We start from the raw sequence: 21,701 nt of genomic DNA, 5'->3' as shown, positions 1-21,701 counted from the left end.
TTTGCCAAACACAAGACGTACTATTTTCCCAATCTCCATCACCTCCGATATAGTCTCAATACAGGAAAGTATGGCTTGAATAATGCCCGCCTTCCCATAATGCGACATAAATATCTATATTTCGACATCGCACAAAATGATCAAATATACGATTTTCTCCAATTAGGCGCCCCGGGGGCAGAATGTCCGAATTGATGCGTCGGCACTTTCTGCAGATCGCCGCGATTACCGGAGCCGCCACGGCGGCGCCCCTCCGGTTCCGCGGCACATCCTTGGCGCAGGCCTCGCCGAGAGGAACGCTCGACCCGGCCACCATCAGCAAGTACGTGACCCGACTGGTCATACCACCAGCAATGCCGCCGACCCCGGCAAACAGTAAACTCGACTACTACGAAATCGCCGTACGCCAGTTCGAGCAGCAGATCCTACCCCTGACTCTCCCGGCGACGACCGTATGGGGCTACGGATCGGTCAATCATCAAGGAACGTTCAACTATCCGGCTTTCACGATAAACGCTCATTATCGACGGCCGGTTCGGGTCAAGTGGATCAACGGCCTCGTCAACCGGAAGGGCGACTTCCTGCCACACCTCCTGCCGGTCGACCAGACCCTGCACTGGGCGAACCCGCCAGGCGGCATACGGGGCCGCGACTCGAAGGGCACCGATCAGAACCTTTACCGGGGGCCGGTGCCGATTATCACTCACGTTCACGGCAACCATACGTTCGACTTCAGCGACGGCTATCCCGAGGCGTGGTACCTGCCGCAAGCCCGCAATATTCCGGCAGGGTTCGCACACGAGGGCTCTTTCTACGACGTCTTCAAAACGAAGTCGCCGATCGGCAACCGCTGGGGCCACGGAAATGTGGTCTTCCAATACGCCAACAACCAGTCGGCCAACACGCAGTGGTACCACGACCACACCCTGGGGATGACCAGAGTCAACGTCTACGCCGGACCGGCCGGCTTCTACCTGCTCCGCGGGGGCCCCGGCGACCTACCGAAAGGCCGCTTACCTGGCCCCGCGCCGCAGGTCGGTGACCGGCCGGGCAAGCGTTATTACGAGATCCCCCTGGCTGTCCAGGACCGTTCGTTCAACGACGACGGTTCGCTCTTCTACCCCAAAAGCCGAACCTTGTTTGACGGGTTTACCGGCCCGTTCGCGCCGAACAGCGACGTACCGCCGATCTGGAATCCAGAGTTCTTCGGCGACACAATCGTGGTCAACGGGAAAACGTGGCCAGTACAGGAGGTGGAGCCGCGACGATACCGCTTCCGCATCCTCAACGGATGCGACTCACGCTTCCTCATCTTCAAGCTGGTGTCGAACCCGTTGGCGCCACGCCCTGCCACGCAGGCGTTGCCCATCTGGGTGATCGGCGCAGAAGGCGGCTTCCTGCCCGCGCCGGTCGAGCTCGACCAACTGCTGGTGGCGCCGGCGGAGCGAGCCGACGTGATCGTGGACTTCACCGGCCTGCCGGTGGGCATGGAGATTTTCCTGATCAATGAGGCGCCCGACGCGCCTTTCCCTGGACCACCTAACTCATTCGCCGACCCCGCCACCACCGGCCAGGTCATGAAGTTCAAGGTCGTGCGGCTCGTCTCCCACGACACCAGCACTCCGCCGTACCGGCTGACCCTGCCCCGGTTCCACCCGCTCGGCCCGGCGATCAAGCACCGGCAACTCTCACTCGCTGAGAAGGGCTCGGCCGACTTCCCGAATGTCAGTCCCGTTATGGTTCAGCTCGGCACAGTGCAGAACGGCAAGCCGACCCCATTGCTGTGGGACGACCCGATCACCGAGAATCCGGTCCTGAACTCCACCGAAGTCTGGGAACTGTACAACTTCACGGCGGATGCACATCCGATCCACATTCATGAGGTGCAGTTCCAGGTCGTCGACCGACAGCCGGTCCACGGTAGCCCGCGACCGCCGGAACCATGGGAGCGGGGCTTCAAGGACACCGTCATCGCGCTTCCCGGAGAGATCACGCGGGTGAAGGCGAAGTTCGACCTGCCCGGCCGATACGTCTGGCACTGTCATATTCTCGAGCATGAGGACAACGAGATGATGCGGCCCTACCAGGTCGGGTGTTAGGCGTTATTTCTCTTGGCCATAGGAGGGCCTTCACGTCATCGCCGATGAGGACGCCCGCAGGTCATGAGGTTCTCCTTGATCTCCTTGGTGGGCGATATCAGCGTGAGCATGTCCAGCTAGCGAAGCGGCCCTCCCCGACTGTCTTGACCGAACACCGGGAAGGGCCGTGACTCACGGTGCGCCGGAGGCCCGATCCCGGACCTGCGGCAGCAGTTCAACGCGGTGATGTGGCGCTTCCGTGCCGGCAGCCCGTGGCGGGATCTGCCCGCCGAGCACGGGCCGTGGGGTCCACTGTCTACGACCGGTTCCGGTCGTGGGCCACGGCCGGTGTCTTCGAGCAGCTGATGCAGGCCCTGATCGCCGAGGCCCCTGCCCGCGGGCAGACCGGCCTTGACCTGGTCAGCGCGGACTCCATCACGGCCCGCGCCCACCACCACGCCGCCGGGACGATCCTGGACGGCGAGCTGGTCAAGGCGATGGTGTTCTACCTGGCCAGAAGATCGCGCAGGGCCTTGACGACATCGGCGGGGGCCTCTTCGGCCATGAAGTGGCCGCAGGAGACGGTGGCGTGTTCCTGATGGGGCGCCCACGCCTCCCACAGGGCGGCGGCGGCGGAGGTGCCGTGCATCACGTCCCACATGTCCAGCGTCGGCAGGACGTCGAGCGAGGCGAGATGAGTGATCGTATCGGGGTGGTCCAGCCCGGCGGATAGCGACCAGGGCGCCCCGGTCGTGGCCCGCCAGGGCGAAGCGCTCGTGGCCGAAGGCGCGCGCGAGGGCGACGATGTCGGCGGCCATGGTGCGCTTGGAGTAGGTGTGCCCATCGGTATCGGCCGGCTTGTCGCTGTCACCATAGCCACGCAGGTCGGGGCAGATGACGGTGTGATCGGAGGCCAGGTCGGCGGCGACGTGCCGCCACATCAGGTGGGTCTGGGGGAATCCGTGCAGCAGCACGACGGGGCTGCCGGAGCCGCCGACGGCGACGTTGAGTGACACGCCTTCGGTGACGGTGACGCGCTGGTAGTCGAATCCGGTGATCCTGGGTTCCACGGCGAGGACCCTTTCCGCTAGGCCTGTCTGTTCTTGTCGAGCGACTGCGACCAGCCTGCCCGCCATCGCTCAGCAGCCGGTCAGCGGCGGCTGAGCGGTGGCCGAACGGCGCTGCCGACAAGGGACCACCCGAGACACCCGGATAACATCGGGTGACATGACCAGCGAGGCGACGGCACGAGCGGTGACCTTCGGTGTGCTGGCCCCCTGGAGGCTTCGGACGAGCACGGTCCGCTTCCGTTGAAAGGTCCCCGGCATCGAGCGGTACTGGCGCGGCTGCTGATCGCCAGGGGCAGGGTCGTCCCGGTCGACCGGCTCGTCGACGGTCTGTGGGAGCGGCCCCCGGACGGGGCGGTCGGGGTGATCCAGACGTTCGTCTCCGCGCTGCGCCGCGCTCTGGAGCCCGACCGCCCTCCCCGGCAGCCCGCCCGGCTGCTGGTGACGGCCTCCCCCGGCTACGCGCTACGGGCGGAGCGGCGGTCGGTGGACGCCTGGCGGTTCGAGGCGGTGGCGGGTGAGGCCGGCTCGCTGCTGGCGGCGGGGCGAGCCGGGGAGGCGCTGGTCGGCCTGGAGGCGGCGCTGGCCCTGTGGCAGGGTCCGGCGTACGCGGAGTTCGCGGAGGAGACGTGGGCACGCGGAGAGATCGCCCGCCTGGACGGCCTGCGGTTGCTGGCCGTGGAGCGGCGTGCGGAGGCGCTGCTGGAGCTGGGGCGGGCCGCCGAGGCGGTGCCTGACCTGGAGGCCCACGCCGCGGGCCATTCGTTGCGCGAGGACGCCTGGAGGCTGCTGGCGCTGGCGCTGTACCGGTCGGGCCGGCAGGGCGATGCCCTGGCCGTCCTGCGCCAGGCCCGGGAGGTGCTGGTCGGGGAACTGGGCGTGGATCCCTGCCCCGGACTGCGGGGGCTGGAGTCCGACATCCTCGCCCAAGCCCCCCACCTCACCGCCCCCGCCAGGGCCGGCGGCGGTACCGGCATCATGGTGTCACCGCGGGAGGCGGCGGCGTCGTACCTGGCGCCCCCTGATCCTGCCGGACGGCCGTTCGTCGGACGCGCAGGAGCTGGGTCACCTGGAAGAGGCCGCCGCGGCCGCCGTGCGGCAGGGCAGGATCGCCCTGGCCCTGGTCTCCGGCGACGCCGGCGCGGGAAAGACCGCGCTCGCCGAGGCGCTCACGGGCACGCTGACGGCGCGGGGCTGGACCACGGCGTGGGGCCGCAGCCCCGAGCATGACGGGGTGCCCGGCACCTGGCCGTGGACACAGATCGTCGGGGGCCTGGCCGCCGCCGGGGCCGAGCCCGCCCCGGCCTTGGCCCTTGTGCCGGACGGCGCAGCGACCACACCGTCCGCGGCCCGGTTTCGCATGCACCACGCGGCCGCCTCCTACCTGGCCACGGTAGCGAGGCGAGCACCGGTGCTGGTGGTCTTCGACGATCTGCACCGGGCAGCAGAGGAGACTCTGGACCTGCTGGCCACCCTGGTGACGGAACCCGTCGCCGGGCCGATACTGCTCGTCGGGACCTACCGGGCCACCGAGATCTCCCCCGCCCTGACCGACGCGCTCACCGGGTTCGCCCGCGTGGAACCGGCCCGGGTGTACGTGGGCGGCCTGTCCGAGGCGGCCACGGGCGAGCTCGTCCGTGCCGTCGTCCAGCGGGACGTGGACGCACGGACCGCGCGGGTGATCCACCGGCGCAGCGGCGGCAACCCGTTCTTCGTCCGCGAGCTCGCGCGGCTGGTCAACGCCGAGGGACCCGCGGCACTCGACGCCGTTCCCGCGGGCGTGCGGGACGTCATCCGCCACCGTCTGGCGCGGCTGCCGCAACCGGCACGGGCGGTGCTGCGGCAGGCGGCCGTGATCGGCCGGGACATCGACGTGGACGTGCTGGTCGCCCTGGCGGCAGACGAGGACCTCGTGGTCGACGCCCTGGAGTCCGCACTGCTCGCGGGCTTTTTGACCGAGCGGGAACCGGGCCGGCTGCGGTTCGCCCACGCCCTGGTGCGCGACACGCTTTACGACGACATCTCCAGGCCACGCCGGGCGCGCTGGCACGCCGCCGTCGCCGAGACGATCGAGCAGCTGCACCCGGGGGACATCACCTCGCTCGCCCACCACTTCGGCCACGCCGAGAGCCGGCCTACGGCCGCCCGAGCCGCCCGCTACACCCGCGCGGCGGCGCTGCAGGCCGAGCGAGGATTCGCCCCGCACGAAGCCGCACGACTGTGGCGGCAGGCCCTCGCCGCCCACGACCGGGCAGAGGAGGGCGAGGTGCGCAGCCGGCTGGAGGCGGTCATGGGCATGGTGCGGGCACTGGCCGTGACCGGTTCCCTGGAAAGCGCCAGGCAGTACCGCGCGGAGGCGATCGCCACAGCCGAGGAACTCGGCGACCCGCACTTGACCGCCGAGGTGATCAGCGCCTTCGACGTGCCCGCGATCTGGACCCGCAACGACGACGAGGACCTCGCCCGGCAGATCGTCCATGCGATCGAACGCACTCTGACCGCCCTGCCCGAGGGCCAGGCGGCACAGCGCAGCCGTCTGCTGAGCACCCTCGCCCTGGAACTGCGCGGCGCCCCCACCGACCGCGGACGTCAGGCGGCGCGGGAGGCGGAGGCGATCGCCCGTCGGCTGGGAGACCCGGCCCTGCTCGCCTTCGCCCTCAACGGCCGCTTCATGCAGGCCTTCCAGCAGGCCGGAATGGCCCCGCGACGTGCCCGGATCGGCGATGAACTGGTCGATCTGGCCACCCGGCACCACCTGGTGACCTTCGAGGTGCTCGGACACCTCATCCTCATCCGGGCCCACTCCGCGCTCGCCGACTTCGTCACGGCCGACGCGCACGCCGCAGCCACGGACCGTCTCGCCGAACAGCACGACATCCCCCTCGCGGGCGTGTTCACCCAGTGGTACGCCGCTCTGCGGCTGGCCGTCACCGGCCATCTGGTCGAGGCGGAGGCCGCCTACCGCGCCGCGAGCACCGCACTCGCCGGCAGCGGCATGCCGGGGATGGAGCAGGGCATTCTCCCTCTCGCCCTGCTGTGCCTGCGCATCCAGCGGGGCGAGCGACCAGAGGCGGACGAGGAGGCGGACTGGGGCCCGTACGCGCCCTGGGCTCGCCCTCTGATCCTGCTCGCCGCGGGCCGCCGCGACGAAGCCGAAGGGGCCGCGAAGACCCTCCCCGACTCACCCCGCGACCTGCTCTGCGAGGTCCGCACCTGCCTCGCCGCCCGGACGGCCATCGGTGTCGGCGACCGATCGGCGATGGAGCCGTGCCTACGCCCAACTACGATCCGCCTCGGGGGAACTGGCCGGAGCGGGCAGCGGCCTGCTCACCCTCGGCCCCGTAGCGCTCAACCTCGGCGATCTCGCCGTCGCTCTCGGACACCACGACGAGGCCCCGGACCATTACCGGCAGGCGCTGACGATCGCGACCAAGGCCGCCGCGCCGCTCTGGACGACCGCCGCGCTCGACCGCCTTGACAGCGGACGGCCGGACACGTCTCTCGCAAACGGCCGCCGGTGAGAGTGGCGTCTGTGACAGCGGCCGAGTCCGGCCCGACGCACGTGCGTGATCTTCGGCGTTGACAGGCGGTCGCCGGGTGTGTGTAATGGCTCCGGTGTCGTGTGACGCCGACCAAAGAGCAGTGGGCCGGTCGGCGATCGGGCGAACACCCTTCATGCAGAGGACCCGCCATGAGTTCGTACTCAGCGCCCTGTATCTGACGTAGCGCAGCCGCACGTCGTCTCTCACTCTTCGAGTTCCGGGCACCGCCATGCGTGCCCTGGACTTCCGCACCGCGTCGGGCCGTCAGCGGCGGCACGTCGTCCGCTGTCCGCGTACGGCGGGAGGCGCGGCGGTCGCTCCGTGCCGCGCGGATCACCGCCATCCACCATCACCGCAGTCACTGCGGATCCACGTACCTTTTCCGGAGACAGAAAACCGTATGCCCATGTCTTTCGACCAATCGATCATCGAGAAGTTCCGCGCCAACGGAGGGAAGGTCGGTGGCCCCTTCGAAGGCGGGGATCTCCTGCTGCTGACGACCACCGGCGCGAAGTCGGGGACGGAGCGGACCACTCCCCTCGGCTACGTCCGCCACGACGATTCGCTGCTGATCGTCGGATCCAACCTCGGTGCCCCGTCTCACCCCGGCTGGTACCACAACCTGCTCGCCCATCCCGTGGTACGGGTGGAGGTCGGCACCGAGACCTTCGAAGCACTCGCGGTTCCCGCCGAAGGGGCGCGACGCGAGGAACTATTCGGACATGTCGTGCGGATGGCGCCCGGATACGGCGACTACCAGGTCCGGACCACCCGGCCCCTGCCTGTCGTGGTGCTGGAGCGTGCCGAGCCCGACGCCTGGGAGGGTCCCCGCGAGGTCCACAGCCTCGCCGACAAGCTGATGGAGGTCCATACCTGGCTGCGTGCCCAGTTGCGTCAGGTGAGTGCGGAGGTCGACGCCCACTTCGCCGCACGGGCGGCCCATCATGGTCCCGGCGAACCACCTGGACCGGGTCTCGGGCTGCAGATCCGGCAGCGCTGCCTGGCGTTCTGCCAGTCTTTGGAATTCCATCACAGCAGCGAGGACGCGCACCTGTTCCCCGGAATCGCGGGCTATCACCCCCATCTGGCCGACACCTTCGACCGGCTCCGCGACGAACACCGCACCGTCGCGGACATTCAAGGCCGGCTGGTGGCCTTGCTGGCCGACATCGGCGTCGCCGACCCTCGGTGTTTCCGCGCCGAGCTGGACCGGATGTCGGCGGAGCTGAACGCGCACCTCGACTACGAGGAGGAGTCGCTTCTCCCTCTCCTCGCCGAGGTTCCGTGGCCTCCGCCTCCTCCCGTGCAACCGGCTGACGACAGCACCGCCTGACGGAGCACCGGAGAGAGCGTGTCGTGAGCGCTCGGCCGGCTCCGGCGGGGAACCGTCCCGATCATCTCCTCGTGCAGCGCGTGGTGCCCCTTAGGGCATCACGCCGGCGGCCTTCGGGGTGGTGAGGGCCACTCCTCCGGTGCACCCGAGTCCCACGAATGGCGGGAGGCGATGACGGTCACCCCCTACGGCGGTCAGCGTGTCGCGGTGGAGGTCCAGCGGGGACCGCCCGGCGTGTCCTCGACCAGCACCCCGCCGTTGAGCAGCGCGGCGCGCAGCGCGTCCGCGAGGTCGTAGCGCTCCTGCCGGCGCAGCTCGCCGCGGAGCGCGAGCACGGCTTCGACCAGGCAGCCGACCCCGCCTCGCGAGCTCGGGGTCCGTGCCATCGCGCCCAGCTTCGCGATCAACAGCCGCAGGCTGTCCCGGGCGTGTTCGACCCCGCCCTCGTCCTCCTCGGTGTCGGCGCCCCAGCGGGTGACCTCGGCTTCCAGGTCGAGCACGGCCCGGGTCGCGCCGTCGGCGTCATGCTCGGCCAGCGCGGCGGCGAAACGCTCCTCGCATGAGCGGGTCACCTCCTCCAGGGTGATCTGGCGGGGAGCCGGTGAGGTGACCTGCGGCGTCACGGCGGCCGCCGCCGTCTCGCCCCGGGCCAGGCGGCGGATCTCGTCCAGGTCCGTGCCGGTGCCTGCGGGCAGGACCGCCTGGGAACCGGGCCGTCGGATCGTCACGCGGCCCCGGCCGGCCACCAGCACCTCCTCGGTGCCCAGGTCGACGATCAGCGCGGTGTGCTCGTCGATGCCCAGGACGGCGGCACCCGGCGGCAGCTCGGGTTCCATCCGGGCCAGCCGCCGCTCACCGAGGTAGCAGTAGCGGGTGTCGTGGGTGCCGCCTTCGGTGTTGTCGTAGTGCGGGATGACCGCCACCTGAAGATCGAGGTTACCCAGCAGGTCCAGGCCCGGGCGCCAGTGGGGTTCGGCGCCCACCTTGTAGATCTCGTACACCGGCACCGTCGCCACGCCCGCCGTGCAGGCCGCGGCGGAGGCCAGCACCGTCGCCCCCTCCCGTGCCCGGACGCGAGCACGCAGGTCGCCGCCCACCGGTGTCCGCGTCCACCGGTCGAGGGCGAAGGTGGGACTGCCCGGCCCGCAGAACACCCAGTCGGCCCCGCCGACCTCGCCACCGACCTCGACCGCCAGGCCGACGCTGCGGGCGAAGTATCCCCGGGCCCGCGCGGAGATGTCCGCGGCGTTCTCCTGGAACGCGTACGGGGTGTCGAGCAGCACCGCCCGCGGCGCGGCACCCAGCCGGTGAACGACGGAGCGATGCACCTCGACCATCGTCGGGCTCGTCTCGCCCGACCCCATGAGCACCAGCACCCCAGGCCGACCCGGCATCGACCCCCACCTCTCTATCGCCCCGCGCCAAACTACGCACAGAAAGGCTCCGGCGGCAACGACCATTACTGCCGGAAAAATGCTGTTGCATAATCAGTGCAACAGTGCGCCGGACGACGGGACATCATGTGAACGAGCGGCTCGACCACCTCGTGCCGGTATCGGTGGAGATCCTGTTGCTGCGGGCCGATTCGGCGGGTACATGGCACTACCGGCGCCAGGTGACGTCGCTGGGCAAGGGCGAGAGCCCGGATCAGGCGGTCCGCCGCGCCTGCGGCCTCACCGCCGAGGCGACGGCCACGGTGGTGCACTCCACCAGCTGGCGCTACCAGCCCGAAGGCCAGGTCGTGCTGACCTACGCCGTCTGCCCCGATCCCGCACCCCACCTCCCGGCGGTCGCACCGGCGGATCTCCGGATCGCCAGAGGCTCCTCCCCCTCGACACCGTCGCCCGAGCGCCTCCAGGTCGAGAATGTGGTCGCCCACGCCCTGCGGCACCTGTCCTTCCTCCTGCTGACCGACCCGGTCGTGGGTGAGACTCTCCGCCGTGACCCGGCTCTGGCCGCCGGGCTGGAAGTCCTTGGACCCGACGGCTCCGGGCTCGACGGCCTGCCGCTCGCCGTCGCCGGGAGGCTCGACCCCCGCCGGCACTGAGAACCGGTCTTGCGGAAGCGGTTGACGGAGATCGGCTACGGGCCTGATCAGGTTCTGCCCTCGCGGTGCGAGGCGGGCCAGGACGGCGGTCTGCGCATGATCAGGCGAGTCGCGCCGGCCTGCTCGTGCAGCATGACCGACCGCCACCCCCGCCTGCGGTACAGGCCCAGCGCCGTGGTCGCGGCCGAGTGGGTGGTGAGCCACGCCGGTCCATCACCTTTCATGGCGAGGACGCTGTCGTGGAGGACGGCCCCGAGGCCACGGCCGCGGCAGTGCGGAAGCACGCCCAGTTCGCGGAGGGTGAAGTCGTCGTGGGGCTGCCCGCAGGTCAGGGTCGCCAGCCGTGAGCAGCTCACCCCGTAGGCGAAGCCGCACACCTCGTCGTCGCCGTCGCCGTCCACGGCGATGGCGAGGACGAACCCCGGTCGGCGGCTGTCGGCCAGCAGGCGGGCCGCGACCCCGCGCGCCGACGGGTACGGCTCACACCACGGCGGCCGGGTGAACACCTGCCCGCCCACGTCGGCCACGGCTGGAAGGAACGGCCGTACCTGGCCGGCGCGGACGAGCCGGATCTCATGACGCGCGGCGCCCGCCGCACCGGCCGCCCGGTGGGCGGGCGCCGCGCTCATGGGGTCAGACGCCCTTGGCCGCGGTGAAGCGGGCGATGACGTCGTTCCAGTTGATCAGGGTCCACAACTTCTCGACGTAGTCGGGGCGCACGTTGCGGTACTGCAGGTAGTAGGCGTGCTCCCAGGCGTCGAAGACCAGCAGCGGGGTGGTGTTCATGCCGACGTTGCCGTGGTGGTCGTAGACCTGCTCGACGACCAGGCGGCGACCCAGCGGTTCCCAGGCCAGGATGCCCCAGCCGGAGCCCTGCACGCCCGCGGTGGCGGTGGTGAGCTGCTTTTTGAAGGCCTCGAAAGAGCCGAAGTGCTCGTCGATGGCCGCGGCCAGTTCCCCGTCGGGGCGGTCGCCGCCGTCGGGTGAGAGGTTCTGCCAGAAGATCGAGTGCAGTACGTGCCCGGACAGGTTGAAGGCGAAGGTCTTCTCCAGGCCGACCAACCCGCCGAACTCGCTCTTGTCGCGGGCCTCGGCCAGCTTCTCCAGGGTGTCGTTGGCGCCCTTGACGTAGGCGGCGTGGTGCTTGGAGTGGTGCAACTCCAGGATCTCCCCGGTGATCGCGGGCTCCAGGGCCGCGTAGTCGTAGGGCATATCGGGAAGGGTGTACTCACCCATCGCTTCTCTCCTCTGACTTGCTCCTGCAAATAATATGCAATAACTCTAGCCATGCAACTACTTGCACAGAAGCGGGCGTGCCGGATGATCCCCAGGACTTCCCGCACCCCTCACACCGGCCGCACAGGAGCCGACCGGCTGTATCGAGGGTGAAGCAGGGCCGTCTCCACCGGCTCGCCTGCGGGGATCTCATCGACGCCACGCCCGGGAACATCTAGTGCATCACTGATGGGCTGTCTGTCCGGAACCCTCGTAGCAGCCCAATGCCGACGAGACGCAGAGCGGGAAGGGTGTCCTCGGCCGCTGACGGTCTTGAAACGACTGTGCTGCCGGAGCCAACTTCCATAGCTGAAACTTCTAGTTTCTAGCAGATTCATCTGTTGGACTTCTGATCGGTGAGCGACCACGCTGGTGGGTACCGAGATCCAACATCAGGAGGAATCCATGCCGGAGTACGAGAAGGCCATGCGGCCCGAAGACATCACCCGCCTGTTCGTCGAACGGTCCAATGCCGGTGACGCGGCCGGAGTGGCCGAGCTCTACGAGGAGGGCGCGGTGATGGCCTACCCGCCCGGCGGCCAGACGGTGGGCCGGGAGGCGATCCGCGCGCTGTGGGAGAAGGTGCTGGCCGGCCGTCCCCGCTTCGAGCAGGAACAACCGCTGCCGACGCTGATCAGCGACGACATCGCCCTCACCTCGACCCCGCCGAAGGACGGGAGCGGCGCCCGCGCACAGGTCGTCCGGCGCCAGCCCGACGGCAGCTGGCTGCGCCTGCTCGACCAGCCCGAGTTCGTTCCCCCCACCCGCTGAACCGCCGGAGCCGGGGCCGGGGAGGCCGAGCTCCCCCAGGGACGCGTCGGCATCGCGCGCTCCAGGATGGCCCTGATGAGCGCGCCCCCGGCTACGGGTGCACGGGGAGGTCGCGCGGGCTCGGCCCGGCCTGGCCGGGCCGATGAACGTCGCCCAGTGCGGCGCGGATGTCACGGAGGTGGGCGGTGGTCTCGACGGCCTGGGCGCGGGTGAGGTCGGCCAGGCCGAACGAGCTCTCGTTGAGCGCCTCGGTCGCCTGCCATGCCAGGGTCTGCCCGGCAGAGGTGATCCTGGCCAGGACCACGCGCCGGTCGTCGGGGGAGACGCGCCGTTCCACGAGCCCGCGCTGCTCCAGGCGGGTGACGACGTTGGTCACGGAGGCGGGGTGCACCATCAGCCGCTCCCCCATCTTTCCCATCGGCAGCGCCCCCCGCGCGAATGCCAGCAGTTGCAGCGCCTCGTAGGCGGCGAAGGTCAGGCCGTACGGCTTGAGGGTCTCCTCGATCCGGCTCAGCAGCAGTTGCTGCACCCGCATGACGGAGGTGACGGTGGCCATGTGGTCGGCATGCTCCGGCCAGCGGGCGTTCCACTGCCGGTGAGCTTCGGCGATGGAGTCGAAAGAGGGTGAACTAGGCACCGGCTCACGGTACTTGACCGGATCCCGATCACCTATGTACTTTAATGCCAAAATATTTGATGTCCAAGGATTTATTACCCTCCAGGAGAGTCCGGTGCCACGCTCCGACGACCACTCCCGCGCCAACGGCTCGCTGCACGTTCCCACCCACCCGGTGCGTTTCGTCACCGCCGCCGCGCTGTTCGACGGGCATGACGCGGCGATCAACATCATGCGGCGGATCCTGCAGGCGCAGGGAGCCGAAGTGATCCACCTGGGCCACAACCGCTCGGTGCGGGAAGTGGTCGACGCGGTCATGGAGGAGGACGCCCAGGGAGTGGCGGTCAGCTCCTACCAGGGCGGGCACATCGAGTACTTCGAATATCTCGCCTCGGCGCTCGGGCAGGCAGGGCTGGGACATGTCCAGATCTTCGGCGGCGGCGGTGGCGTCATCGTGCCGGAGGAGATCGCCCGGCTGGCCGAGTCGGGGGTGCGGATCTTCTCCCCCGAGGACGGCCAGCGGTTCGGCCTGCCGGGAATGATCAATCGGCTCATCCGTGAGTCGGACGTCGATCTCGCCGCGCGGCCGGCGCCGGTCGAGAGTGTGCTGGCGGGTGAGCGGACGGCGCTGGCGCGCGTGATCACCTGCCTGCAGGGCGGGACACTGCCGGAGGCCGACCGGCGGGTACTGGCGGACGCGGCCGCCGGTCGCCGGGTGCCGGTGCTCGGCATCACCGGCACCGGCGGGTCTGGCAAGTCCTCCCTCACCGACGAGCTGGTACGCCGGTTCCGCACCGACCAGCAGGACAAACTCCGGGTGGCCGTGCTGGCGGTGGATCCGACCCGGCGCCGTGGCGGCGGCGCGCTGCTGGGCGACCGGATCCGGATGAACACCCTGGACGGCGACCGCGTCTTCTTCCGGTCCCTGGCCACCCGGGGCGCCCGCGAGCTGCCCGAGAACATCGGCGCGGTGATCGAGGCGTGCAAGGCCGCCGGATACGACCTGGTGATCCTGGAGACTCCGGGCATCGGCCAGGGCGACGCCGCGATCGTCCCTCTCGTCGACGTCGCGTTGTATGTGATGACGCCCGAGTTCGGCGCGGCGTCCCAGCTTGAGAAGATCGACATGCTGGACTTCGCCGACGTGGTGGCGATCAACAAGTTCGAACGGCGTGGTGCGGCCGACGCGCTGCGCGACGTGTCACGGCAACTGATCCGCAACCGGGAGGCTTTCGGCGCCCGGCCCGAGGACATGCCGGTGTTCGGTACCAGCGCGGCCACCTTCAACGACGACGGTGTCACCGCCCTGTACCAGGAGCTGAGCGGCCTGCTGGCCCAAGGCGGCCTGCCGCTCCAGCCCGGCGTCCTGCCCGAGGTGAGCGGCCGCGCGTCCACCGGCGCGGCCCAGATCGTCCCACCCGGCAGGATCCGCTACCTCTCCGAGATCGCCGAGACCGTGCGTGGCTACCACACCGAGACCGCCCGGCAGATCGAGGCCGCCCGGCGCCTGCAGCGGCTGACCGAGGTGGCGGCCGAGCTCACCGGATCGCCCGCCGCGGCCGTCGCCGAGCTGGCCGAGGCGGCCAGAGCCGACCTCGCACCGGCGAACGCGGAGCTCATCGACGGCTGGCCGGCGGTCGTCGAGGCGTACTCAGGCCAGGAGCAGGTGGTGCGGGTCCGCGACCGGGAGTCACGCACCCGGCTCACCCGCGAGTCGCTCTCGGGCAGCACGATTCCACGGGTGGCGCTGCCGCGCTACACCGACCACGGGGAACTGCTGCGCTTCCTTCGGAGCGAGAACCTGCCCGGCCGTTTCCCGTTCACGGCCGGGGTCTTCCCGTTCAAGCGCGAGGGCGAGGACCCGGCCCGGATGTTCGCCGGCGAGGGGGACGCCTTCCGCACCAACCGGCGCTTCAAACTGCTGTCGGCCGACAGCGAGGCCACCCGGCTGTCCACCGCGTTCGACTCGGTCACCCTGTACGGCCGCGACCCCGGCCAGAGCCCCGACGTCTACGGCAAGGTCGGCACCTCCGGCGTGTCGATCGCGACCCTGGACGACATGAAGGCGCTCTACGACGGGTTCGACCTGTCCGCACCGGCCACGTCGGTGTCCATGACCATCAACGGCCCCGCCCCCACAATCCTGGCCTTCTTCCTCAACACCGCCATCGACCAGGCGCTCGATCGCCATCGCGACTCGCACGGCCGCGAGCCCTCGCCCGAAGAGGCGGCCAAGCTGCGCGCCCGGACACTGGCCACCGTGCGCGGCACCGTGCAGGCCGACATCCTCAAGGAGGACCAGGGTCAGAACACCTGCATCTTCTCCACCGAGTTCTCGCTCCGGATGATGGGCGACATCCAGGAGTGGTTCATCCACAACGGGGTGCGCAACTTCTACTCGGTGTCGATCTCCGGCTACCACATCGCCGAGGCCGGGGCCAACCCCATCAGCCAGCTCGCCTTCACGCTGACCAACGGCTTCACCTACGTGGAGTCCTATCTGGCCCGGGGCATGAACATCGACGACTTCGCGCCCAACCTGTCGTTCTTCTTCTCCAACGGCATGGATCCCGAGTACAGCGTGCTCGGCCGGGTCGCGCGGCGGATCTGGGCGGTCGCGATGCGGGAGCGCTACGGCGCGAACGAGCGGTCGCAGAAGCTCAAGTACCACATCCAGACCTCCGGCCGGTCGCTGCACGCCCAGGAGATGGACTTCAACGACATCCGCACCACGCTGCAGGCCCTCATCGCGATCTACGACAACTGCAACAGCCTGCACACCAACGCCTACGACGAGGCCGTCACCACCCCCACCTCCGAGTCGGTACGCCGCGCCCTGGCCATCCAGCTCATCATCAACCGCGAGTGGGGCCTGGCGATGAACGAGAACCCGTTGCAGGGCTCGTACATCATCGACCAGCTCACCGACCTGGTCGAGGAGGCCGTGCTGGCGGAGTTCGACCGGATCAGCGAGCGCGGCGGCGTGCTCGGCGCGATGGAGACCGGCTACCAGCGTGGCCGTATCCAGGACGAGTCGATGCTCTACGAGCAGCGCAAACACGACGGCAGCCTGCCGATCATCGGCGTCAACACCTTCCGCAATCCCGACGCCGACGCCCGCAACGCCGGGCCGGTGGAACTCGCCCGCGCCACCGAGGACGAGAAGCGCTCCCAGCTGGAGCGGGTCGGCGCCTTCCAGGAACGCCACCGCGAGCAGGCGCACGTCGCACTGGCCGCACTCAAGGAGGCCGCCCACGACGGCGAGAACATGTTCGCCGTGCTGATGGACACCGCCCGCGTCTGCAGCCTGCAGCAGATCACCGACGCGCTCTTCGAGGTGGGCGGCCAGTACCGGCGCAACGTCTGAGACACCGTGGTCCAGCCGGGGATGCTCGGTCAGGTGTCCCCGGACACCAGACCCGCCTCATAGGCGATGATCGCCGCCTGGACCCGGTTGTTCAGACCGAGCCGCAGCAGGATGGCGCTGACGTGGGATTTGACGGTGCCTTCCGAAAGGAACAGCTCGCGGCCGATGTCCTGGTTGGACATGCCCCGGCCGACGAGTGCGAGCACCTCGCGCTCCCGTGCGGTCAGCGACTCCACCTGCCTGCGTGCCGTACCCGCCCTGGAGAGCCTGCCGCCGCCCAGCTGCGCGATGACCTTCCGCGCGATCCTCGGCGACAGGTACGCCGCGCCGTCGGCGACCGCCCGTACCCCGATGATCAGCTCCCGGGGGTCGGCGGCCTTGAGCAGGAAGCCGGCGGCGCCCTCGTCGAGCGCTCTGGAGACGTACTCGTCCTCGTCGAACGTGGTCAGCATGATGACCGCGACCTGCGGCATGGTGGCACGCAGCTCGGCCGCGGCGGACAGGCCGTCGAGCCGGGGCATGCGGATGTCCAGCATCGCGATGTCCGGCCGGTGCGCGCGCGTCAACTCGATCGCCTCGCGCCCGTCGGCGGCTTCGGCGACCACCTCGATGCCCGCGTCGGTGGCCAGGATCGACTTCACCCCGGCCCGGATCATGGCCTCGTCGTCGGCCAGCACCACCCGGATCATCGGTGTCCCTCCGGCCTGGCCGGGAACCGCGCCGTCACGGTGAACCCGTCGTCATGGGGGCCGGCCGACAACGTGCCGCCAAGCAGCCGGACCCGCTCGCGCATGCCTGTTATCCCGCTCCCCCCGACTGCCGGCGTCGGCGTGCCGGGGGCCGCGGAGTTGCGCACCGTGACGGTGACCGTCTCGTGGGCCCGTTCCAGGAGGACGAGTACGTCCGCCCCGGGCGCGTGGCGGGCGGCGTTGGTCAGCGATTCCTGTACCACCCGGTGCGCGGCCCGGTCCGTCGGCGGCGGCAGGAGCGCACGCTCGCCGACCTGGCGGAAGGCGACCGCCATCCCGGCGCCACGCGCGCGGTCAACCAGTGCCTCGATGGACTCGTCCGGCGGCTCGACCGGAATGGAGCCGCCCTCGCGCAGCACTCCGAGGGTGTGGCGGAGCCGGTCGGTCGCGGTGACTGCGGAGGCCCGCAGCTGAGCCGCCGCCTCCCGGTTCGGCTCGGTCATGTCGGCGGCCAGCTCCAGGGCTCCGGCGCGCAGCGCGATCAGTGCCAGTTCATGGCCGAGTGAATCGTGCATGTCCGCGGCGATGCGGGCGCGCTCGCGAAGCGTGACGCGTTCGGCGATGAGCTCCTGCTCTCGCTGGAGCCGGGCGACCCGCTCCCGGCCCGCCTTCACCAGCTCGGCCTGCTGCCGCCGGAACCGGCCGGCCAGCCACGGCAGCACCGTGAACAGGCCGAGGGCCATCAGCGCACCGGCTCCGGTCCAGAAGTCCAGCACGGTGTGGACGGCGCCGGGTATCGCGGCAACGGCCAGGATCAGCCAGTCCCGCCGTACCGGCAGGTGGCGTCCGTGCAGGTAGGCCGTCACGGTCAGCACCGCGAAGAGAAGTTGCCGCCAGGTCGGGATGCCGTCGAGGTTCAGCCCGTTGAGCAGGGTGAACCCCGCGATCAACACCAGGATCACACCGTTTCTCACCCGGTTGACACTACCGATCGCAGCCTCAGCAGCCGCATCGCGGTGGTGACGGCTCCCGCCGTCGCCGCGACCGCCAGGGTGATCGTCATCGGCGCGGCGAAGTAGGTGAGCTGCTCCCAGGTGACCGTCCGGCCTCTCATCAGGAAGGAGATCAGCTCCGGATACCCGGCGAGCAGCGGCACCGGCAGCAGCACCGGGACCGTGCGCAGCGCGATCCACCAGCCGGGACTTCCGGCCCGCCTGCTCGCCCAGCGGCGCGACCGCAGCACGCCCAGCACCCCCAGACCCACCGCCGTCAACGCGATCAGGCCCAGGACCAGCTCGAACACCTGCCGGTCCCCGCCCGGCGCCTCTGGCGTCCCGCCCCGGCTCATCGCGACCAGGCCGGTGAGCACGTCGTAGGTGTCGTCGTGGAGGGCCGCGCTGTTGGTCATGACCGCGAAGCCGTACCCGGTGTCCGGGGCGATCGCCTGCACCGCGTTGTAGGTGAACAGGTTGCCCGAGTGCACGAGCAGCCTGGTGCCGTTCACGGTCTCCGAACCCCAGCCCATGCCGTAGTCACGCACCTGGGACGGGGTGTGCATGGTCGCAAGGCTCTCCGGCGTCACCAGCTGTTCGCCGTTGCCGGTCTGGCTGATCAGCCACCTGCCCATGTCGGCCGCGGTGCTGATGACTCCGCCGCCACCGCTGTTGTTGAGAAAGCCGGGCAGCTCGGGCCGTGGCACCCAGGCGCCGTACAGCGAGTTGAAACCCTCGGACGGCTGGACGGCCTGGTCGCTGACGGCGCTGCCGGTCATGCCGAGCGGGCCGAAGACGTGCCGCTCCATGTAGTCGCCGAAGTCTCGTCCGCCGGCGACCTCGACCAGCCGGGCGGCCACGTCGTAGTTGACGTTGCAGTACTCCCAGCGCGTACCGGGGTCGGCGGCCAGCGTGCCGGTGCTCAGCGTGGACACGTAGTCGGCGAGCGACCTGGACCTCTCCGTCGCGCCGATGTCGACGGTGGTGTCGGACAGGCCCGACGTCTGGTTCAGCAGCTGCCGTACCGTGATTCCCGCGGCGCGCCGATCGGCCATGCGGAACTCCGGCAGTCGCCCGGCGACCGGCTCGTCCAGGGAGATCCTGCCGTCGTCGACCAGTGTCATGACGGCCATGGCGGTGAACGACTTGCTGACCGAGGCGACCCGCATCGGAGTGTTCTCGGTGACCGGTTCGCCGGCCGAGTCGCGCCCGTATCCGGCGGCGTGCACGATCTTGCCGCCGTGCGTCACGACGACGGACATCCCGGGCAGCCCGGTGGACTCCATGGTCCTGGCCAGGTAGGCGTCGATGTCGGCCGGGGTCGGCTCGGCGGTCGGCTCGGCGGCGGGTGGTCCGGCCTGCGCGGCGGGAGCCGCGGCCAGGGTCACTGTCAGGGGCACTGCCAGGGTCACTGCCAGGCCGAATCCCACTGCCAGGCCGATGAGGTCGCGTTTCATGCTGAAGAACCTAGAAACCGGCGGCCCCGGGGGTATCCGACGATCGGCCACGACCACCCCTGACGAAAGTCGGATGTCCCCGTGCGGACAGACAGGCGTCAGGCTCGCCTCCGGCCGGTCGTGTGTTGCGAGAACTTCACAACAACTCAGGACAGCTGCCGCAAGAACTTGATGGACATGTGCAGCTAGAGAACAAGATTACGAAACTATTTCGCACGAGCCTTGTGGGGCGGGGTTCGGGGGTCCTAATGTCGCCTCACCTCAGGACGGTCGCTCCCCCGGGCGTCCTGAGGTGTTCACCCCCCGAGAGAAACGAGCATGCGATGTCACTGATCAGCACAGGAACCGCGGCGAGGTGGTCCGGCAGGCCACCGCGAAGGGCCACGGTGGCGGTCGCAGCGGTGACCGCGGTCACCGTCGGTCTCAGCGTCGTGCTCGGTGGCACGGCCCTTGCCGACAAGAACGCGAACGGAGCCTCGACGCCCGTGGTGACTCGCGCCGGCCTCGACCCGTCACTCGTCGCGGGCCGGGGCGCGAGCGTCGACTTCGCCGAGCAGGAGGCGGAGAACGCCGCGACGAACGGCACGGTCATCGGCCCGGACCGCACCGCGTACACGCTGCCGTCGGAGGCGTCGGGTCGCAGAGCGGTCAAGCTGACGCCCGGGCAGCACGTCGAGTTCACCCTGCCGCGCGCGGCCAACGCGATCACCGTGCGCTACAGCATCCCGGACGCCCCCAACGGCGGCGGCATCACCGCGCCGCTCAACGTCACGGTGAACGGCGGGGCCAAGAAGTCCATGACCCTCACCTCGCAGTACGCGTGGCTGTACAACCAGTATCCGTTCTCCAACGACCCGAACGCCGACCTGCTCCACCCCGACTGGTGGATCACCGAGTGCGCCTGCGTGCCCGCCGCCACCACGCCCACTCCGGCGATCACCAAGCCGTTCCGTCCGAGCCACTTCTACGACGAGCAGCGCCTCCTGCTCGGCAGGACCTACCGCGCCGGTGACAGGGTGCGGCTCACGGTTCCCGCCGGGAGCAACGCCGCCTGGACGGTCATCGACCTGCTCGACTCGCACCTCGTCGGCGCTCCGCATGTCAGGCTCGTCGCGGCGAACGTGCTGGCCTTCGGCGCCGACCCGCTCGGGCGGCGCGACTCCGCCAACGCGTTCGACAGGGCGATCGCCTTCGCCAAGAGCAAGCGCCTCAAGGTCTACATCCCGCCGGGCACCTACCAGGTGAACCGCCACATCATCGTCGACGACGTGACGATCGAGGGCGCGGGCAACTGGTACACGATCATCAAGGGCCGCGAGGTCACACTGCCCGCGCCGGCCCCCGACGGCTCGGTGCACACCGGCGTCGGCTTCTACGGCAAGGACGCCTCGGCCGGCGGCAGCGACAACGTCCACCTGTCCGGCTTCGCGATCGAAGGCGACGTCCGCGAGCGCATCGACACCGACCAGGTGAACGGCGTCGGCGGGGCGATGAGCAACTCGACCATCAACGGCCTCCACATCCGCCACACCAAGGTGGGCCTGTGGTTCGACGGACCGATGACGAACCTCAAGATCACCAACAACGTCATCGTCGACCAGATCGCCGACGGTCTCAACTTCCACACCGGCGTCACGAACTCGGTCGTGTCGAACAACTTCATCCGCAACTCCGGAGACGACGGCCTGGCGATGTGGTCGGAGAAGACCTCCAACGCCGGCAACACCTTCGACCACAACACCGTGCAGACGCCCGTCCTCGCGAACGGCATCGCCGTCTACGGCGGCACCGACAACACCATCTCGAACAACCTCGTCGCCGACCCGATCCGGGAGGGCAGCGCCATCCAGGTCGGCTCCCGCTTCGGCGCCGAGGCCTTCGCCGGGCACCTGTGGGTCAAGGACAACACCACGGTCCGGGCCGGTACCTACGAGCTGAACTGGAACATCGGCCTGGGAGCCATCTGGTTCTACGCGCTGGAGAAGAACATCGACGCCGACATCCAGGTGGTCGGCAACCACTTCCTCGACAACACCTACAACGCGATCATGCTGGTCAGCGACTGGCCGGTGAAGGACCTGTACTCGATCACCAACGTCCACTTCAAGGACATCAGGGTCGACGGCACCGGTACCTCCGTGGTCAGCGCCCGGGTGAAGGGCTCGGCGTCCTTCGAGAACGTGGACGCCCGCAACGTCGGCGCGGTCGGCGTCAACAACTGCGGGGCGTTCAACTTCCCGTCCACCGGCTCGGAGTTCTCGCTGACGGACCTCGGCGGCAACGACGGGGGCGGCACCACCGGCCCCTGGCTCGCAGCGTGGGAACTGCCGAACACCATCACCTGCGACGACCGTCCGCCGGTCGTCGCGCCTCCGGCGCCGTCGGCATGGTGACGGCGTTCTAGACGCCGCCGATCCGCTCGGTCGGCCGTCCGGGGAAATCCCGGGCGGCCATCCGGGGTTTCCCC

General features: G+C 69.6%; 15 protein-coding genes and 2 pseudogenes. 9 read left to right on the top strand and 8 right to left on the bottom strand.

From position 1 onward, the window contains the following. Positions 1-182: 182 nt before the first annotated feature. Entirely contained in the window at positions 183-2,099 is a 1,917-nt protein-coding gene (locus tag ABT061_RS34860) for a multicopper oxidase family protein (RefSeq protein ID WP_350926098.1), read from the top strand. Between the two features lie 192 nt (positions 2,100-2,291). Continuing rightward, positions 2,292-2,405 (top strand): annotated as a pseudogene (locus tag ABT061_RS48435) (transposase); the annotation flags it as partial. Positions 2,406-2,665: 260 nt separating this feature from the next. Here ABT061_RS48435 and ABT061_RS34850 read toward each other — a convergent pair. Next, a pseudogene (locus tag ABT061_RS34850) lies at positions 2,666-3,019 on the bottom strand (alpha/beta fold hydrolase); the annotation flags it as partial. 369 nt (positions 3,020-3,388) lie between these two features. On the opposite strand from ABT061_RS34850, the gene ABT061_RS48430 reads away from it, so the two are divergent. The 3 genes from ABT061_RS48430 (at position 3,389) to ABT061_RS34840 (ending at position 8,020) form a co-directional block, all read left to right on the top strand. Further along, positions 3,389-4,375: an AfsR/SARP family transcriptional regulator gene (locus ABT061_RS48430; protein ID WP_502991548.1), complete on the top strand. Its 987-nt coding sequence runs from the start codon at positions 3,389-3,391 to the stop codon at positions 4,373-4,375. Next, on the top strand, positions 4,260-6,623 hold the full coding sequence (locus tag ABT061_RS34845; RefSeq protein ID WP_502991550.1) for an ATP-binding protein: 2,364 nt from the start codon (positions 4,260-4,262) through the stop codon (positions 6,621-6,623). Before ABT061_RS48430 ends, ABT061_RS34845 begins: the two co-directional genes overlap by 116 nt. Positions 6,624-7,093: 470 nt before the next feature. Continuing rightward, a complete protein-coding gene (locus tag ABT061_RS34840; protein ID WP_350926096.1) occupies positions 7,094-8,020 on the top strand; it encodes a nitroreductase/quinone reductase family protein in 927 nt (308 codons plus the stop codon). Between the two features lie 194 nt (positions 8,021-8,214). Here the strand turns inward: ABT061_RS34840 and ABT061_RS34835 are convergent, their stop codons facing one another. Further along, positions 8,215-9,414 carry a hypothetical protein gene (locus tag ABT061_RS34835; RefSeq protein ID WP_350926094.1) on the bottom strand — a complete coding sequence of 400 codons (1,200 nt, stop codon included), beginning with the start codon at positions 9,412-9,414 and terminating at the stop codon, positions 8,215-8,217. 128 nt (positions 9,415-9,542) lie between these two features. On the opposite strand from ABT061_RS34835, the gene ABT061_RS34830 reads away from it, so the two are divergent. Further along, positions 9,543-10,067: a hypothetical protein gene (locus ABT061_RS34830; RefSeq protein ID WP_350926092.1), complete on the top strand. Its 525-nt coding sequence runs from the start codon at positions 9,543-9,545 to the stop codon at positions 10,065-10,067. A 47-nt stretch (positions 10,068-10,114) separates the two neighbouring features. Here ABT061_RS34830 and ABT061_RS34825 read toward each other — a convergent pair whose 3' ends face one another. Together ABT061_RS34825 and ABT061_RS34820 are read right to left on the bottom strand one after the other, a co-directional pair. Beyond that, positions 10,115-10,696, bottom strand: a complete 582-nt coding sequence (locus ABT061_RS34825) for a GNAT family N-acetyltransferase (RefSeq protein WP_350926090.1) — start codon at positions 10,694-10,696, stop codon at positions 10,115-10,117. A gap of 4 nt (positions 10,697-10,700) precedes the next feature. After that, positions 10,701-11,303, bottom strand: coding sequence for a superoxide dismutase (locus ABT061_RS34820; RefSeq protein ID WP_350926088.1), 603 nt, complete (start codon positions 11,301-11,303; stop codon positions 10,701-10,703). A gap of 444 nt (positions 11,304-11,747) precedes the next feature. Between ABT061_RS34820 and ABT061_RS34815 the strand changes: the two genes are divergently transcribed. Next, complete coding sequence (locus tag ABT061_RS34815) at positions 11,748-12,113, top strand: YybH family protein (RefSeq protein ID WP_350926086.1); 366 nt, start codon at positions 11,748-11,750, stop codon at positions 12,111-12,113. Positions 12,114-12,204: 91 nt separating this feature from the next. Here ABT061_RS34815 and ABT061_RS34810 read toward each other — a convergent pair whose 3' ends face one another. Then, positions 12,205-12,750, bottom strand: coding sequence for a MarR family transcriptional regulator (locus ABT061_RS34810; RefSeq protein WP_350926084.1), 546 nt, complete (start codon positions 12,748-12,750; stop codon positions 12,205-12,207). Positions 12,751-12,844: 94 nt separating this feature from the next. Here ABT061_RS34810 and icmF point away from each other — a divergent pair, with 94 nt between their 5' ends. Further along, the gene (icmF, locus tag ABT061_RS34805) at positions 12,845-16,096 is read left to right on the top strand and encodes a fused isobutyryl-CoA mutase/GTPase IcmF (RefSeq protein ID WP_350926082.1); all 3,252 of its coding nucleotides are present in this window, start codon (positions 12,845-12,847) and stop codon (positions 16,094-16,096) included. Between the two features lie 29 nt (positions 16,097-16,125). Here icmF and ABT061_RS34800 read toward each other — a convergent pair whose 3' ends face one another. The 3 genes from ABT061_RS34800 to ABT061_RS34790 are packed head-to-tail and all read right to left on the bottom strand — an operon-like array spanning position 16,126 to position 19,234. Beyond that, positions 16,126-16,785 (bottom strand): response regulator, encoded by a 660-nt coding sequence (locus ABT061_RS34800; RefSeq protein ID WP_350926080.1) that lies wholly within the window; start codon positions 16,783-16,785, stop codon positions 16,126-16,128. After that, positions 16,782-17,759: a sensor histidine kinase gene (locus ABT061_RS34795; RefSeq protein ID WP_350926078.1), complete on the bottom strand. Its 978-nt coding sequence runs from the start codon at positions 17,757-17,759 to the stop codon at positions 16,782-16,784. The genes ABT061_RS34800 and ABT061_RS34795 overlap by 4 nt, the downstream gene beginning before the upstream one ends. Next, the gene (locus tag ABT061_RS34790; RefSeq protein ID WP_350926077.1) at positions 17,756-19,234 is read right to left on the bottom strand and encodes a serine hydrolase domain-containing protein; all 1,479 of its coding nucleotides are present in this window, start codon (positions 19,232-19,234) and stop codon (positions 17,756-17,758) included. The genes ABT061_RS34795 and ABT061_RS34790 overlap by 4 nt, the downstream gene beginning before the upstream one ends. Before the next feature lie 386 nt (positions 19,235-19,620). Between ABT061_RS34790 and ABT061_RS34785 the strand changes: the two genes are divergently transcribed. Further along, positions 19,621-21,627, top strand: a complete 2,007-nt coding sequence (locus ABT061_RS34785; RefSeq protein WP_350926075.1) for a glycosyl hydrolase family 28-related protein — start codon at positions 19,621-19,623, stop codon at positions 21,625-21,627. Positions 21,628-21,701: the final 74 nt, after the last annotated feature.

Source organism: Streptosporangium sp. NPDC002544 (assembly GCF_040295965.1).
Taxonomy (GTDB): Bacteria; Actinomycetota; Actinomycetes; order Streptosporangiales; family Streptosporangiaceae; genus Streptosporangium.
This window is presented reverse-complemented; position numbering and strand designations above follow the sequence as displayed.

Bases quoted from the DNA above. Each gene is read 5' to 3' on its own strand.
- ABT061_RS34820 (WP_350926088.1), bottom strand. From the start codon at position 11,303: ATGGGTGAGTACACCCTTCCCGATATGCCCTACGACTACGCGGCCCTG.
- ABT061_RS34840 (WP_350926096.1), top strand. From the start codon at position 7,094: ATGTCTTTCGACCAATCGATCATCGAGAAGTTCCGCGCCAACGGAGGG.
- ABT061_RS34860 (WP_350926098.1), top strand. From the start codon at position 183: ATGTCCGAATTGATGCGTCGGCACTTTCTGCAGATCGCCGCGATTACC.
- ABT061_RS34800 (WP_350926080.1), bottom strand. From the start codon at position 16,785: ATGATCCGGGTGGTGCTGGCCGACGACGAGGCCATGATCCGGGCCGGG.
- ABT061_RS34835 (WP_350926094.1), bottom strand. From the start codon at position 9,414: ATGCCGGGTCGGCCTGGGGTGCTGGTGCTCATGGGGTCGGGCGAGACG.
- ABT061_RS34815 (WP_350926086.1), top strand. From the start codon at position 11,748: ATGCCGGAGTACGAGAAGGCCATGCGGCCCGAAGACATCACCCGCCTG.
- ABT061_RS34790 (WP_350926077.1), bottom strand. From the start codon at position 19,234: ATGAAACGCGACCTCATCGGCCTGGCAGTGGGATTCGGCCTGGCAGTG.
- ABT061_RS34825 (WP_350926090.1), bottom strand. From the start codon at position 10,696: ATGAGCGCGGCGCCCGCCCACCGGGCGGCCGGTGCGGCGGGCGCCGCG.